The organism is Burkholderia sp. Ac-20392 (assembly GCF_017104585.1).
Taxonomy (GTDB): domain Bacteria; phylum Pseudomonadota; class Gammaproteobacteria; order Burkholderiales; family Burkholderiaceae; genus Burkholderia; species Burkholderia lata.
Genome location: NZ_JAAGPB010000180.1, coordinates 1 through 15,236, shown reverse-complemented (window position 1 = coordinate 15,236; position 15,236 = coordinate 1). Strand labels below are relative to the sequence as shown.

At 66.2% G+C, this 15,236-nt stretch carries 15 protein-coding genes; 8 read left to right on the top strand and 7 right to left on the bottom strand.

The genetic code is table 11. The annotated features are described in order from the left end of the window. A partial coding sequence (locus tag G3N99_RS20120; RefSeq protein ID WP_241011754.1) for a GH3 auxin-responsive promoter family protein occupies positions 1-942 on the top strand: 942 nt, incomplete at its 5' end. A 4-nt stretch (positions 943-946) separates the two neighbouring features. Beyond that, positions 947-2,083, top strand: coding sequence for an aromatic ring-hydroxylating dioxygenase subunit alpha (locus G3N99_RS20115; RefSeq protein WP_241011753.1), 1,137 nt, complete (start codon positions 947-949; stop codon positions 2,081-2,083). Between the two features lie 21 nt (positions 2,084-2,104). Here the strand turns inward: G3N99_RS20115 and G3N99_RS20110 are convergent, their stop codons facing one another. Together G3N99_RS20110 and G3N99_RS20105 are read right to left on the bottom strand one after the other, a co-directional pair. Then, complete coding sequence (locus G3N99_RS20110) at positions 2,105-3,058, bottom strand: fatty acid desaturase family protein (protein WP_206123280.1); 954 nt, start codon at positions 3,056-3,058, stop codon at positions 2,105-2,107. 91 nt (positions 3,059-3,149) lie between these two features. Beyond that, the gene (locus tag G3N99_RS20105; RefSeq protein ID WP_206123279.1) at positions 3,150-4,679 is read right to left on the bottom strand and encodes an FAD-dependent monooxygenase; all 1,530 of its coding nucleotides are present in this window, start codon (positions 4,677-4,679) and stop codon (positions 3,150-3,152) included. A gap of 148 nt (positions 4,680-4,827) precedes the next feature. Between G3N99_RS20105 and G3N99_RS20100 the strand changes: the two genes are divergently transcribed. Further along, the gene (locus G3N99_RS20100; RefSeq protein ID WP_206123278.1) at positions 4,828-5,502 is read left to right on the top strand and encodes a TetR/AcrR family transcriptional regulator; all 675 of its coding nucleotides are present in this window, start codon (positions 4,828-4,830) and stop codon (positions 5,500-5,502) included. Between the two features lie 61 nt (positions 5,503-5,563). Here the strand turns inward: G3N99_RS20100 and G3N99_RS20095 are convergent, their stop codons facing one another. Then, the gene (locus G3N99_RS20095) at positions 5,564-6,199 is read right to left on the bottom strand and encodes an isochorismatase family cysteine hydrolase (RefSeq protein ID WP_206123277.1); all 636 of its coding nucleotides are present in this window, start codon (positions 6,197-6,199) and stop codon (positions 5,564-5,566) included. A gap of 335 nt (positions 6,200-6,534) precedes the next feature. Between G3N99_RS20095 and G3N99_RS20090 the strand changes: the two genes are divergently transcribed. Beyond that, the gene (locus G3N99_RS20090) at positions 6,535-6,921 is read left to right on the top strand and encodes a VOC family protein (RefSeq protein ID WP_206123284.1); all 387 of its coding nucleotides are present in this window, start codon (positions 6,535-6,537) and stop codon (positions 6,919-6,921) included. A gap of 72 nt (positions 6,922-6,993) precedes the next feature. Here G3N99_RS20090 and G3N99_RS20085 read toward each other — a convergent pair whose 3' ends face one another. Continuing rightward, positions 6,994-7,524 (bottom strand): hypothetical protein, encoded by a 531-nt coding sequence (locus tag G3N99_RS20085; protein WP_206123276.1) that lies wholly within the window; start codon positions 7,522-7,524, stop codon positions 6,994-6,996. A 208-nt stretch (positions 7,525-7,732) separates the two neighbouring features. Beyond that, on the bottom strand, positions 7,733-8,107 hold the full coding sequence (locus G3N99_RS20080; RefSeq protein WP_206123283.1) for a cytochrome c: 375 nt from the start codon (positions 8,105-8,107) through the stop codon (positions 7,733-7,735). A 354-nt stretch (positions 8,108-8,461) separates the two neighbouring features. On the opposite strand from G3N99_RS20080, the gene G3N99_RS20075 reads away from it, so the two are divergent. Continuing rightward, a complete protein-coding gene (locus G3N99_RS20075; protein WP_174936840.1) occupies positions 8,462-8,908 on the top strand; it encodes a GNAT family N-acetyltransferase in 447 nt (148 codons plus the stop codon). Between the two features lie 119 nt (positions 8,909-9,027). On the opposite strand, the gene G3N99_RS20070 is transcribed toward G3N99_RS20075, so the two are convergent. Then, on the bottom strand, positions 9,028-9,942 hold the full coding sequence (locus G3N99_RS20070; RefSeq protein WP_206123274.1) for a glutaminase: 915 nt from the start codon (positions 9,940-9,942) through the stop codon (positions 9,028-9,030). A 219-nt stretch (positions 9,943-10,161) separates the two neighbouring features. Between G3N99_RS20070 and G3N99_RS20065 the strand changes: the two genes are divergently transcribed. The 3 genes from G3N99_RS20065 to G3N99_RS20055 all read left to right on the top strand — a co-directional run bounded on the left by G3N99_RS20065 (position 10,162) and on the right by G3N99_RS20055 (position 13,017). Continuing rightward, positions 10,162-10,872, top strand: a complete 711-nt coding sequence (locus G3N99_RS20065; protein WP_174936844.1) for a response regulator — start codon at positions 10,162-10,164, stop codon at positions 10,870-10,872. Between the two features lie 64 nt (positions 10,873-10,936). After that, positions 10,937-12,067, top strand: coding sequence for an ATP-binding protein (locus G3N99_RS20060; RefSeq protein ID WP_174936846.1), 1,131 nt, complete (start codon positions 10,937-10,939; stop codon positions 12,065-12,067). Between the two features lie 326 nt (positions 12,068-12,393). Then, positions 12,394-13,017, top strand: coding sequence for an NAD(P)H-dependent oxidoreductase (locus G3N99_RS20055; protein WP_206123282.1), 624 nt, complete (start codon positions 12,394-12,396; stop codon positions 13,015-13,017). A 57-nt stretch (positions 13,018-13,074) separates the two neighbouring features. Here G3N99_RS20055 and G3N99_RS20050 read toward each other — a convergent pair. Continuing rightward, positions 13,075-15,236 (bottom strand): patatin-like phospholipase family protein (locus tag G3N99_RS20050; protein ID WP_206123273.1); only part of this gene is annotated, 2,162 nt, incomplete at its 5' end.

Sequence of the window (15,236 nt, the reverse complement as noted above, 5' to 3'; positions counted from 1 at the left end):
GACGCGCTGTCCGCGTGGTGGTGCAAGCACCTCGCCGCGTTCGCCGATGCCGGCGCGGCCGGCTTCCTGATCGACGCGCCCCATCATCTGCCGGCCGACTGGTGGCCCGGCTGGCGCGCGGCGCTGCGCCGTGCGATCGAGACGGGCGATTGCCGTGCGCTGTGGCCGCGCCTGGCCGCCGTCAGTTGCTGGCTGGACGGCCCGAGCCAGCATTACGCCGATGCGTTGCGCGTGCGGTTTCCGCAGGTGCAATGGCTGCGGAAGGGACTGTTCGCGACCGAAGGCGTCGCGAGCATTCCGTTCGGCGCAGGCGACGGTTGCCCGCTCGCGATCGGCAGCCACTATCTTGAATTCGTGCGCGACGACGGCCGCGTGTGCGGCGTCGAAGGGTTGCGACCCGGCGACGACGCGCAGGTGCTGCTGACCACCGGCGGCGGGCTGTATCGCTATGCGCTCGGTGATCGCGTCCGCGTGGTCGGCATGACCGCGCGCACGCCGCGCATTGCGTTCGTCGGGCGCGCGGCGGCGAGCGTCGATCTCGTCGGCGAGAAACTCGACGAACAGATTGCGGCCGACGCGCTGAATCGCGCACGTGGGCGGCACGGCGAAGTCGGCGCGTGCATCGTGCCGTGTGTCGCGAAAGAAGGGCGGCCGCATTACGTGCTGTGCATCGCCGGCGAGATCGACGCAGACGCGGCCGACACGATGTGTGCCGTCGTCGAAGCCGAACTGATGCAGGCGTTCCACTATGCGCACGCACGCCGCCTCGGCCAGCTTGGCCCGCTGCGCATGCAACGGCTGGGCCGATCGCCGGAACGACTCGGTGACCTGCTGCAACAGTCGGCCGAACGGGCCGGCATCCGCGCGGGCGACGTGAAGCCGTGCGCACTCGTGACGCGGTTGCCGGTGGCCGACGCGTTGCTTGCGATGACGAATGAATGACGCGATGAACGACATGATCGAACCACGCGGATGCGGGCACGAGTGCCCGTCACGCGATGCCGCCGGTGCGCACGAACATGCTCCGCCGGCCGATGGCCTGCACGAGCAATGGTTCGTCGCGTGCACCGAACGCGAACTCCCGCGCGACAAGCCGCTGGGCGTCCGGATCCTCGATACCGGCATCGTGCTGTTCCGGCAGCTCGACGGCCGGATCGCCGCGCTGATCGATCAGTGCGTGCATCGCGGCACGCGGCTCTCGGCCGGCAAGGTCGATCGCGACACGCTCGTGTGCCCGTATCACGGCTGGCGTTACGACGGCGAAGGTCAGGTCGTCCACGTGCCGAGCATCGACGGCACGCAGCCGACCGGCACGCCCGGCCGCTATCCGTTCCGGCAGCGCACGCTGCCCGTGCAACTGCTCGACGGTCTCGTATGGGTGTATCTCGGCGCGGGCGACCCGTCGGCGCGCACGATCTTCCGGATGCCGTTTTGCGACGTCGCGCCGTGGCAGTCGTACTTCATGGTGAATACGTTCGACGGCGACATCGCGATGCTCGCGCAGAACTTCATGGACGTGCCGCATACGGTATTCGTGCACGACGGGATCTTCCGCAGCAGCCGCGGCCAGGCGATGGAAGCGACGGTCGCGACGACGCAGGACAGCGTCGCCGTCACGTATCACGATGGCGACGACAAGATCGGCTTCTGTCTCGACTGGCTCACGAACCCCGATCGCGTGCCGCTCGCGCACGTCGACCGCTTCATCGCGCCGAACGTGACGCGCTGCGACTATCTGTGGGGCGAACGTTCCGGTTTCCTGATCGTCAGCCAGATCACGCCGATCGATGCGCGCCGCTCGCGCGTCTATACGTACATCGCGTATCGCTTCCGGCTGCCGCGCTGGATGCTGCGCGCGCTGCGGCCGCTGCTGAACCTGTACACGCATCTCGTGATCCAGCAGGACGTGCGGATCATGCGCGCGCACCGGCAGGGCCTCGACAACGCGCCGGGCTTTCGTCCGCACAACGTGCGCGCCGACATCGTGCATGTCGCGATCGACCGGCTGCTCGATGCGGTGAAGCGCGGCGAGCCGCTGCCGGCCGCGCAGTGCGGCGAGAAGGTGATGCGCTTCGAGCTGTAGGCGCGGCGCGGTGCTGGGCGTTCAGTGCGTGGAGCCGGCCTGGCCGGGTGCGGGCGGCGCGAATGCCGTGCCGTCCGTCAGGTAGCGGTGCACGGCCGGCAGATGCTCGAGCGCGAGCGCCGGATACGCGTGATGCACCTGGTGATAGCCGATGTTGCGCGGATACAGCACGAGCTTGCCGATCCAGCCGAACGTCATCGTGCGCGTCATCTGCCAGATCGACTCCGGCGCGCGTTCGTCGATCTCGACGTGCTGATGTTCGAGCAGCACGCGGTTCGCGTTCATGATGCCGCCGACGATCCACGGCAGTCCGTAGTACGCGAAGAACGGCAGATCCCAGTGCACGACGGCCGCGATCGCGAGCAGATAGCCCGCGCAATGCGGCAGGTCGGCGCGCGCGCAGGCGATGACTTCAGGGTGACGGCGCAGGTCCTGGCGCGAGCGGTCCTGCATGAAGCCGCGCGCATACCACGGCCGGAACGCGGGCCACGCGAGTGCGAGCGGCGCCATCAGCGCGCGCAGCGGCCACCAGACCGGCAGCAGTGCGCCGCGCAGCATCATCACGCGCTGCACCCAGCCGCCGCGTGCAGCCAGCCGGTGCAGGTACGGATCCTCGGCGGTGCCGACCGCGCGGTGATGGCGCAGATGGTGATAGCGCATCGCGGCAATCGACGAACCGATCGTCCAGCCGGCGAGCGCTTCGACGAGCGCGAGCGGCAGCGTCATGCGCCGCATCGGGAGATGGCAGGCATCGTGCAGGATCACGCCGAATGCCTGCAGCCGGCCCGCGATCAGCAACACGGCTGCGACATAGACGAACGGATTCGGCACGAAGCGGATCGCGGCCCAGCACAGCAGGATGCCGAGCCAGTCGATGCACGCATAGCGGACGAGCCGCCACGGCCGCGCGCCGGCTGTGAACGGCAGCGTGCGGTTCAGTTCGGCAGGTGTCGGCAGGGCGGAGGGCGTGAGCATTCGATGAGGTCGGGCGCGCCGTCGATGGCGCGCATGCAGGCATATCGGTCGGGAATATACACCTGATTCGTCAGACGACGAGCGGTCATCTTCAACGCGCGGCGCATGGCTTGCCGAACCATCGCATGGCCGCGTGCGCGGCTTCGTCGACGGTCGACGCATCGTCACCGGCCCATGCGACGGCCCCGTCGGGCCGCACGAGCACGGCGCGCAATCCCAGCCGGTCATTCGCATCGCTCGCGAGATACGCGATCCGGTCATGCCAGCGGGAGGCGAGCGCCTGCAGCGGCCTTCCTCCCTCGAAGTCCAGCAGCACACCTTTGCCGTGCCTGACGTGCTCGCCGAGCCGCGTTCCGTCGACCAGTTCGAAGTCGGGCACGCTGCGTCCGACGAGCGGATGGCCACTGCCGAGATCGTACGCAACGGATACGCCCCATACGCGCTCGGCGAAGTACGTCGCCCCGTCGCGCGTGTCGACCAGATCGCGGACGATCGCCTCGAGTGCGCGCGAACTCCGGGCCGGCCGCATCAGCGCGACCTGCGCGCGCGACCAGTCGAGCACGCGGGCGCCCACCGGGTGCCGCTCGTCCGAATAGCTGTCGAGCAGGCCGGCCGGCGCGTCGCCGCGGATCGTGGCGGCCAGCTTCCAGCCGAGATTTATCGCGTCGCCGAGACCGAGGTTGAGCCCCTGGCCGCCAAGTGGCGAGTGGATGTGCGCGGCGTCGCCCGCGAGCAGCACGCGGCCGTTGCGATAGGTGGTCGCCTGGCACGCGCGGTCCGTCCAGGTGGTGGCGAGCCGCAGCGTCGTCAGCGTGACGCCGGTGCCGGACACGCGCCGCAGCACCGCCTGCGCATGGTCGAGCGTGACCGGCTCGCGTCGGTGGAGCGCGCCACCGTCGAATTCGACCATCGCGATGGTCCCGGGCGGCGTGTACGTATACATGCCGGTCGTGGTGTAGTGACGGCCGGGCGGCAGCATGCCGGGATCGGCGAGCTCGACTTCGATCGAGTATCCGGTGAATTCGGGGTCGGTGCCGGCGAACGTGAAGCCGCCCGCCTTGCGGACCGTGCTGCGGCCACCGTCGCAGCCGACGAGCCAGCGTCCGCGCCACGTGTTGCCGCCTGCGTACAGCGTTACCGCGTCGTCCTCGTCCGACTGGTCGAAGCCTTCGACCCGGATGCCGCGCCGGATCTCGACGCCCGTCGCGCTCGCGCGGGCGGCCAGCGCGGATTCGACGCGTTCGAGATCGGTCGGCATATGAGTACCGGCCGGACCGGGCAGGCGGTACGGCCATCGGGACGCATCGATGCGGTCGTGGAAGAACGGAATGCCGGCGAAATGCCCGCCCGGACGGCGCGACTGCTTCATCCAGTGCGCGGTGTCGTACGCGCCGGACGGCATCGCGATGTCGTCGAGCAGGCCGCGACGGTAAAACGCTTCGAGGGTGGGCGCCGACAAGCCGCGCATGCCGAACGGCAGTCGCTTCAGCGGGGAGTCCGGATCGCCGGCCTGCTCGACCACCAGTACCGACAGGCCGGCAAGGCGCAACTCGCACGCGAGAAAAAGGCCGACAGGGCCGGCTCCGGCAATCACGACATCATGGGTGACAGGTTGAGTCATCGAGGGCTCGGCTTGCGGCCGGGGCGGGCCGGTGGCGGTAGGAAGGGTGGCGCCTGACAGGCATCGTGCCCGCGACAGGCGTGTTTATGGAACGGCGTTCCATGGCGAGATATTGGAACGTTGTTCCAGATGTGTCAAGCTACCGCGCATGGCAACCAAAAACCGAACCGAGCGGCGCGCCGACGCGCTGTCGAAAGAGCGGATCGTCAATGCGGCGATCGAAATCCTCGACAACGAAGGCGAGGGCGCGCTGACGTTTCGCGCGCTTGCCGCGCACCTGGCGACCGGAAGCGGCGCGATCTACTGGCATGTCGCCGACAAGCACGACCTGCTCACTTTGGCCGCGGATCGGGTGATCGCGGGCGCGATGGCGGATGAATCGAGGGCGCCGGACGGCGAGGCGGCGAAGGCGATCCGTCGCGTCGCGTTGCGTCTGTTCGACGCGTTCAGCGCGCATCCGTGGGTGGGCGCGCAGCTGTTCCGCGCGCCGTGGCAGGACGCGGTGCTGCGGATTCTCGAAAGCGTCGGCGGGCATCTGCAGGCGCTGGGCGTGCCCGAACCCGCGCAATTCAACGCGGCATCCGCGCTGATGCACTACATCTTCGGGCTGGCCGGCCAATACGCGGCCGGCGCGCGCCTGCATTCGCGCGGTCCGGCGCAGCCGGAGATCGTGGCGACCGTCGCCGACCGGTGGACGCAACTCGATCCGGCGGCGTATCCGTTCGTGCGCAAGGTGGCGGCGCAACTGGCTGCGCACGACGAGCGCGAGCAGTTCGTCGCCGGCATCGACCTCATCCTGAAGGGGATCGGAGCGGTCCGGTAGTCGTTATCCGGCGGGCCGATTCGTGAAGCCGCTGGCCCGTCACGCTCGCGCGACCGCTTGTTTACTCGAGCAGCCGCAACGCGTCCGCGAGCGACAGCACCGTCGTGCGCGATTCGAAGGCGGTGGAGAACAGGTGCTCGTGGACCACCGGGTCCGGGTCGTAGCAGCAGTCCTTGACCGTGTACAGGCGGAAGTCCGCGTCGCTCGCGTGGGCGATCGACGACAGCATCACGCCCGTCGACGCGATGCCGACCATGATCAGCGAATCGACACATTGCTCAACGAGCCGCGCCTGCAGATCGGTGCCGAAGAACACGCTGGCGCGGTGTGCGACGATCAGCGGCTCGTCGGGCTGCCGGCCGAGTTCTGGGCACGGACCGTCGTTGATGAACAGGCCGAGCTGCTTGATGCCCTGGCCGTTCTTGTTGCGCGGGCTAACTTCCGGGTAGCCGGGGCTGAACCGCAGGTTCGCGAACCAGACGCCGATGCCGCTGGCCCGCGCCGCATTGCATAGCCGGCGTGTATTGGCGAGCAGCGCGGGCGCGACCGACGGAAAGAGGCCGAGGATGTCGGTCTGGTAATGCATGACGAGCAGTGCGGTGCTTGACGGCACGATGGCGGGAATCGGTGCGGATGGGTTGTCGCCGGGGTTCGTGCGGGTTGTCGTTGCGATATCCGGTGCGTGTTGCCGAGTCATGAACGAGAGTCTCCGATAGCTCGCGGGGAATGTCAGCGTCCCCGATTTGTACCGGAAAATCGGGCCGGCCGCCGATGCGATTTTCGTAGGGGCGTTTTGCCGCGTCGCACGGTAGCCGCCGCCAAACCGGCGCAACGTGTTCGCGCGGCCGCAATATACTGGCGTGCGCTTGATCGACCCACGGTCGTTCCGGGAAGTGCGATGCCGATGGTTGATAGTCGGCCGCGACTGCTCGCCGTTGCCGGTTTGCCGCTTTCGCGCGGATCGTGCTTGAGGCGGCAATGCCCGGCGCGATGCCATTTCATGTCACGTTGCGCCAACACGAGTTACACGTCATGCCAGTTACCGGATTCAGTCACTACAATCTGCGCGCGGATCGGCCGACACTCGATTCGCTTCGCGATTTCTACGTCGACATCGTCGGCTTGCAGGAAGGGTTTCGTCCGCCGTTCAAAAGCTTCGGCTATTGGTTGTATGCGGGCACGCAGGCCGTGCTGCATCTGTCGGAAGCGCGGCCGGGCGAGTCGCATCCTTCTCATGTTGCCAATACGTTCGATCATGTTGCGTTTGCCTGTGCGGACGTCGACGCAATGGCCCGTCATCTGACCGACGCCAACGTGGCATTCACGCGCGCACACGTTCCGCTCACTGGCCAGGTGCAGTTTTTCTTCCGCGATCCGGCCGGCAATGGCGTCGAGTTGAACTTCGCGCAAGCCGAGTGAGCGCGAGGGGCGTTTGCTGTCGAGCGGCGCATGTTTCGTTGAGTGCGTGCCGGGCCCGATGGCGCGGATCTCCTAACGCGCCAGGTCGCAATGAATCTGCAGGCTTTCCGTTGCATTGCGGTGAATCTGAAACCCGTGCTGCACCAGCGCGGCCTGGATCTGCGCGAGCGCCGAAGCGCAGCGCCGCACACGGCGCCGCTGCCAGAAAGGCGGCGTGAATACGCCCAGCGGCAACATCCGTATGCGCCGACCGTTCACGCTGAATGAAACGTCGATGTGCGTTCCATCGACATCGTGGCCGTTGCTGCCGAAGATATCGGCCAGCTCGTCGCGGCGGGCAGGATAGAGCAGGCGGAACGCGCCGATTCCCAGTGCGCGAAACCGACGGCGGGCAAAACCGAGCCCGGACGCTCGCGGCTCGTAGCCGCGCGTCAGGATCAGGCTGATCCCGGCGGGCAACCCGGTCTGGATCGCCTGCAGCTTGCCCAGGACATCCGCGTCCACGTGGACGTGTCGCGCGGGCCAGCGCGGCCGGATCTGTACGCCGGCGTGGACACCGGGCGGCAGCGTGAGCAGATTCGAATGCATCGTCAGGCTTTCCATGGGCGCAATGGACTATGAGCGCGGGCCATCGAGAGGCAATACCTCCATTGAGCATGCCGGCGCATGTCGATATCAGCCGGACATGGGTCTACGGGTCGATCGTGCGACGTGCCGGCACGTTTGAAGCGCCGATCGTCCGGAACGAGTCGTCAACCCCTCCAGCGCCAATGCGCTGGCACGCCGGCAAGATCAACCCGCATCAAAGCATTCAATTTTTTAAAATCAATCCGCTCATGTATTGATTCAAGTCGCGAAAATCTTTGACCGTCCAGGCGTGGGGCGGCAGTTTTACACCATTTTCTCGCAACGTTTTCGGAATCAGGTCTCCGTTCGGGCGAAGTATGACTGACGAGACAATGACGCCCGGATAATCGTTGAGTCGTTTCTTGAAGGCGGGCGTCGTCAGATCCGGCGTGGGCGGGTTGCTTTTATTGGCCAATGACCCTGTTCCCCTGGCATCCGCTCCGTGGCACATCGCACATCTCGCCAGAAAGATCTTTTTCCCGTTATCACTATCCGCGAAGGCGGGTGATGTTTGAGCAAGCAATGACATTCCCAACGAAGCGACGAGGAGTAGTTTCATTTTTCTTGGTTTTGTTGTGTGAACCGGTACATGTCTTTGTGGGGCCAATTGCCGCCGAATGGCGAGTTCTTCACTGAGCGCGCCGATATTCACCTGCCGCCGTTTCGCAGATAAGGCACGCCCAACTCCACCCCCTCAAAAAATCGACCGTCCCGAATAAGTCGTCAACCACTCCAGCGCCAGTGTCCCTGCGCTACGTGTATATAAACCGACGCCCCGATGTCGACCAAGCGGGCGAACGTCGCACTCTCTTGGGCGATCGGTTGAATCCGCCGCGAGTACTGGTCATTCGGCAACTTTGGGCGGGTTGCTGTCGGATCGTCAAATCGCTAACATTCCCCGGTGCTCCGGGCGATGGTCATCAACATGATCTCAATTCAACAGTTAGCAACCCTTCCTCCGCAGCTATTGGATTTTGAGCGTGAAGCTGTCGATCAAGGGTTCAACTTTGTCGGCCGTTTGATTCGCGAGTGGCAAGACGGAAGCAACAGGTTCGATAAGCCGGGTGAATGTCTGCTCGCGGTCACTGACAATGGAACTCTTCTGGGGGTTGGCGGCTTGAACGTCGACCCCTATGTCCCGGATGGGTTGACCGGCCGGCTGCGCCGCCTCTATGTGGCGAATGCCTTCCGCCGTCGCGGTATAGGTGAAGCCCTCGTTGCTGCACTGCTTCAGAGAGCAGAGCTGCAATTCCATCAAGTCCGGCTTTCAACGGATACAGAATCTGCAGCTGCCTTCTACTCCCGACTGGGATTTCGTGCAGTTGAAGATGAAACGGCCACCCACGTGAAAATGCTGTGACGAGCATCGGTTATGGATCGATCGCTGCCAAAGGGTTAATTGCCCGCGCAGGGTGCTGGCGCATGCCGAATCGATCTGCAACCATTGTGGGGCATGAGTTGCGCGTGGATTCCGCCACCTCAAAAAATCGACCGTCCAGAATAAGTCGTCAACCACTCCAGCGCCAGCGTCCCCGCCAGCGAGTTCCCGTTCGCATCGAGCCCCGGCGCCCACACGCACACGGCCATCTCGCCTGGCAGCACCGCGACGATCCCGCCGCCGACGCCACTCTTCGCAGGCAACCCGACGCGATACACGAAATCACCCGCCGCGTCGTAGGTGCCACACGTCAGCATCAGCGCCGACAGCCGCTTCGCCGAACTCGAATCGACGATCCGCTCGCCGGTCACCGGCGCGACGCCGCCGTTCGCGAGAAACAGCGCGGCGCGCGCGAGCTCGACGCAGTTCATCGTGATCGCGCACTGGCGGCAATACGCATCGATCACCGTGTCGGGCGGCATCTGCATGTTGCCGAAGCTGGCCATGAAGTGCGCCATCGCGCGATTGCGCTCCGCGTGCTGCAGCTCCGATTGCGCGACGCGCGAATCGTAGTCGATGTCGTTCGCGCCGATCAGCCGCCGCACGAATTCGACGAGCGCCGTCTCGGCTTTCACGAAGCGGCGGCACAGCACGTCGGTGACGACCAGCGCACCGGCGTTGATGAACGGATTGCGCGGCTTGCCGCGCTCGCTCTCGAGCTGGACGAGTGAGTTGAATGCGTTGCCGGACGGCTCGCGGCCGACCCGTTCCCACAAATCGTCGCCCAGCAACTGGAACGCGAGCGTGCACGCGAACAGCTTCGAGATGCTCTGGATCGAGAAGCGCTCATACGCGTCGCCGACCGTGCAAACGTTTCCGTCGAGCGTCACGACGGCCATCCCGAACTTGTCGGCGGGCACTTTCGCGAGCTCGGGAATGTAGTCGGCAACCCGTCCCTGGCCAATCCAGGGGGCGAGTTCGGTGTGGATGCGTTCGAGGATCGTCTGGTAATTCATCAAGTCAGGCGGGTAGGTGAGCGGCCCGGATTCAGGCGAGCCCGTATGGAACCGTCCCGGCGCCGATTCGTCAAGCGCGGACGATATCGCGCCCTTATTTTCAAGACCTCTAAACAGGCAACCGGCGGGCGCAGTATCATGCGGTACGTTTCGGCCAATGGCCGGCGTCCGGCACCGGCCGGCGCCGCCGCGGCTTCCCCGATGACCCGACCGCTGCCCATGTCTTTTCGCATCCTGCTCGTCGAAGACGACACCCGCCTGTCCACGCTGATCGCCGGCTACCTGCGCAAGAACGACTATGAAGTCGACACTGTGCTGCATGGTGACGCCGCGGTGCCGGCGATCCTGTCCATTCGTCCCGATCTCGTCATTCTCGACGTGAACCTGCCGGGCAAGGACGGCTTCGAAATCTGCCGCGAGGCACGCAAGCAATACGACGGCGTGATCATCATGGTGACGGCGCGCGACGAACCGTTCGACGAACTGCTTGGCCTCGAGTTCGGCGCGGACGACTACGTACACAAGCCGGTCGAGCCGCGCATCCTGCTCGCGCGGATCAAGGCCCAACTGCGTCGCGCGCCCGCGCGCGTGACCGAGAGCGCCGCACCGCAGCCCGAGCGCTACGCGTTCGGCAAGTTCTCGATCGACCGCACCGACCGCTCCGTCGTGCTGCCCGACGGCAGCACGCCCGACCTGACGTCGGCCGAGTTCGACCTGTTGTGGGCGCTCGTGTGCCATGCGGGCGAGGTCGTCAGCCGCGACGACCTGATGCTGCAGTTGCGCGGCGTCGAGTTCGACGGCCTGGACCGTACGATCGACGGGCGCATCTCGAAGCTGCGCCGCAAGCTGCGTGACGACGCGAGCAACCCGCAACGGATCAAGACGATCCGCAGCAAGGGCTATCAATTCAGCAAGCACGCGTGGGAATGACGCGACGTTCGTACGACGCCGTCACGTTCCGCGCGGGCCTTTCACCCGCCGGCCGGGAGCCGAGATGATCCGACGAACCCGTTCGCACCCCGATGCACCGCCGCTGCCGACGCTGCGCTACGTCAAATGGCGCTGGCTGCATTTCCGTCGCGCGTGGACCGATACGCGCGCCGACCGCATCCCGAGCTGGTCGCGTCTTTACGTGCGCACCTACCTGCATCTGCTCGGCCTCGTGCTGCTGACCGCGCTCGTGCCGGCGCTCGCGCTGTGCGTCGAATTGTCGCCGCAGGTCGTGTGGCATGCGTTCGACTCGCTGCCCGGCGACATCTGGATCGTGCTCGTATTCGTGTTCGCCGCGCCCGCGCTCGCCGCGTACCGGTGGATGCGGCCGGTGTGGTCGGATCTCGTGATGGTGCGCGAGCGCGCGATCGACTTTACGGGCGGGCGCTTCAACACGCGCGCGCGCGAATCGCACAGCGTGATCATCGGCCCGCTCGCGCGGACGCTGAATGCGCTCGCGATGCGCATGGAACGGCTGATCGCCGCGCAGCGCGACCTGACGAACGGCATTTCGCACGAGCTGCGCACGCCGCTCGCACGCGTGCGTTTCGCACTCGAAATGCTGCGCGAGCCGGGTTCGGCGGCCGAATACCAGGCGGCGCTCGAGAGCATCGCGCAGGACGTGACCGAGCTCGAGGAACTGATCGACATGAGCCTCACGTTTGCACGGCTCGAATACAGCTCGCTGCAGTCGAACCTGGAGATGACGGCCCCCGTTGCGTGGTTCGAGCATCAGGTCAGCGATGCGCAGCTGCTGTATCCGGAGCGCGCGATCGAGTCGCGCATCGCGATCGCATCCGACCTGCGCGTGAAGATGGACCGGCGGCTGATGTCGTATGCGATGCGCAACCTGTTGCGCAACGCGAGCAAGTACGCGAAGTCGCAGATCGTCGTCGGGATCTCGCTCGTGCACGGCAATATCGGGATCTTCGTCGAGGACGATGGCCCCGGCGTGCCGGAGAGCGAACGCGAGCGGATCTTCGACGCATTCGTGCGCCTCGACCGCCGCACCGGCGGCTATGGCCTCGGCCTGTCGATCACGCGGCAGGTGCTCCATGCGCACAACGGCCGGATCGCGGTCGTCGATCCGGTCGAGCTCGGCGGCGCGCGCTTCGAGATCAGCTGGCCGGTCTAGCGATACGCCGCACGGGCCCTCGGCCTCGACAGAAACAGCAGCACGACAGCACCACAGCACCACAGCACGACCGCCGCGCGCGCCGGATTCGAGCGCGTCGCCGGCCTTTCCCGCCGCACCTTTCCCGTATCGACACCTTCCCGCACCGCAATCGCGTGACGATTCGTTTGGCGTGCGCGCACGCTTTGCATTACGATTGCAATTGCAACTATATGGGCCGGCCGAGCCATGACAGCGGAGGCGGGCGGCCCGCGACGCAGCAGTGGAGCCGGGGCCGCCACGATGGCCGCCCCCTTGTTCATGCATTCCTGTCCGGGTCAAACCTCATGCGGCTTTTGAACATCGTGTCTTCTCCCCGCGGCGCCAGGTCGGCTTCGATCGCGGTCGCCCGTGCCTTTGTCGATGCGTACCGGGAGACGGGCGCAACGATCGACGTCGATACGCTGAATGTCTGGGAGGAGGACTTGCCGGACTTCGACAGCGACGCGATCGGCGCCAAGTACAAGGGCGTCGCAAACGCGCCGATGGATGAGGCGGAGCAGTCGATCTGGCGGCGAATCCAGTCGCTCGTGAAGCGCTTTCAGGACGCGGACCGGATCGTCGTGGGCGTGCCGATGTGGAATTTCGGCTATCCATACAAGCTCAAGCAACTGATCGATCTCGTCAGCCAGCGGAACATGCTGTTTACGTTCGACGGCAACGCGTACGCGCCGCTGCTGGACATTCCGCGCGCGCTGGTGATCCATGTTCGCGGGCAAAGCCGGGAACCCGGCGCGGGTGCCGACAATCCCGGGTTCCGGCATCAGGCCGACTACATCGAATTCTGGTTGAGGTTCATCGGCGTGAGTGAGGTCAGGAGCCTGACCGTCGAACACACGTGGGGTGCGCGGGCGAGCGACAGCATCGAACGGGCGCAAGCCCGCGCGGTTGCGATGGCCGCGGAGTTCTGACCCGGGCGCGCGGCGCGATGGAGACGCGGATGCCGCCGAAGCGGCATCCGCGCAGGCTCAGTACGTGCGGCCGAGTTGCAGGTAGAAGTTGCGACGGCCGCCGGGCGCGAGCGCCACGCCGATGTACACGGGCCCGAACGCGGTCGACAGGCTCGTGAAGAACGTATAGCTCTGCTTGAGCGCGCCGCCGCCGACCTGCTGGCCGCTCGACCAGACGTTGCCGACTTCCGCGCTGGCGCCCACCGACAGCGCCTTGATCGGCGATGCGTTGAACGTCATCAGCTGGTTCATGTAGGTCACCTGCGCATACGCGAGCTCGTTGCCGTTCAACTGGTCGGCCGCATACGCGGACAGATGCTGGAAGCCGCCGAGCGTGAAGTTGAACGCGTTGATCAGGTTGGTGCCGCCGATGCTCTTGCCGCCTTCGATCGTCGCGCTGACGCTGTGCCGGCCGAACTGCTGCGCCACCATCGCCTTGCCGTAGATCTCGGTGTAGGGCGCGTTGTTGATGCTGTCATCGAATTCCTGCGCCGAGCCTCCGTTGCGCGACACCAGCGAGCGTTCGACGCGCAGCTCGGTGAAATAGCCCTTGCGCGGGAACAGCGGATCGTCGAGCTGGTCGATGACGAGCCGCGCGCGCGCGGTCAGCGCCTGCGACGTGAAGCTCGGCCACAGCAGCGTCTGGCCGCTGCCGTCGTCGAACGGCACGTTGTAGGTCGGCGAGCCGTGCCCGGTCACGTAACCGAGGCCGATCCGGAAATCGCCGAGCCGCCCGATCGGCAGGCCGAAGTCGAGCCCCGCGCGCGCGGTCTGCATCAGGTACTGCGTGATCTTCACGTCGCCGGTGTCGTCGTACAGGTTCGCGTAGCGGCGCTGGTATTCCGCGTAGGGCGACAGATAGACGCCGTAGGCCATCGACAGCGGCTGGCGGAACTCGATGCGCGCCGATTGCAGGTCGCTGCCGATCGTCGTGTCCGCGCGGAATTCGAGCCCCGATTCGGTGAGCCATGGCCGCCGGTAGCCGACGTGCAGGCGGAAGCCGCCCTCGTCGGTGGAACTGCTCGACATGCCGAGCCCGAACAGCAGGAAGTTCGGCCCCCAGTATTTCTCGCGCGCATCGATCTCGAGCACGTTTTCGTCGCCGTGGCTCACGATCTGCTGCGTGACGCTCTCGAAGTTGCCGCCCGTCGTGAGCCCGAGCAGATCCTGGCTGACGGTATCCGGATCGTAGGTGTCGCCGGGCTTCACGTGCAGCGCGTTGCTGACGACCTGCTTCGGCACGCCGCCGGTGGTCTTGATGTCGATGCGCGTGATCCGGATCGGCGGTGGCAGCGGCTGCGCGTGCGCCGATCGGTAGGCCGCGTACTGTTCCGGCGTGAGCGCGAAGCGCTTCAGCTTCGGCAGCGCCGCGGTCGCGGCGGCAGCTCCCGCGGCGATCGCCTGCTTCGCGTTCTGGAAATCGGTGAACGCGAGCGCGCCGAGGTCCGGCGTGAGCAGCACGTCCTGCGCGTCGAGCTGCTTGCGCTGCGCGGTCACGTTCTGGCGGATCAGGATGCCGACCATCTGCTGCATCACGTCGGCGGGCGACGCGAGCGCGTCGAGCGGACGCAGTTGCGAGCCGATGTCGACCGCGATCACGACGTTCGCGCCCATCTGCCGTGCGGTGTCGACGGGCAGGTTGCTGACGAGCCCGCCGTCCACGAGCGCACGCCCGTTGATCTCGGCCGGCGCGAACAGGCCCGGCATCGCCATGCTCGCGCGGATCGCGAGCGGCAGCGAACCGTGGTCGAGCACCACCATCTGGCCCGTCTGCAGGTCGGTCGCGACCGCGCGGTACGGGATCGGCAGGCGGTCGAACGGCTGGTTGGTCGGCACGGCGGCCGTCCAGTTCGCGAGCAGCGCCTGCAGCCGGTTGCCCTGCACGAGGCCGACCGGCGCCTTCACGCCTTTCTTGCCGAAGCCGAGCGTCAGCCCGTTGATGTACAGGCGCTCGTCCTCCCGGCTGGTTTGCGGCAGGTCCGCGCGCTCCGTCACGTCGAACGCGATGTCCGCGAGGTTGACCTCCGACAGCCGCTTCTGCATCTCGCCGGCGGCCATGCCGCTCGCATACAGGCCGCCGACCACGGCGCCCATGCTGGTGCCCGCGATGCAGTCGATCGGGATGCGGTTGTCCTCCAGCACCTTCAGGACCCCGAGGTGTGCGTAGCCGCGCGCGCCGA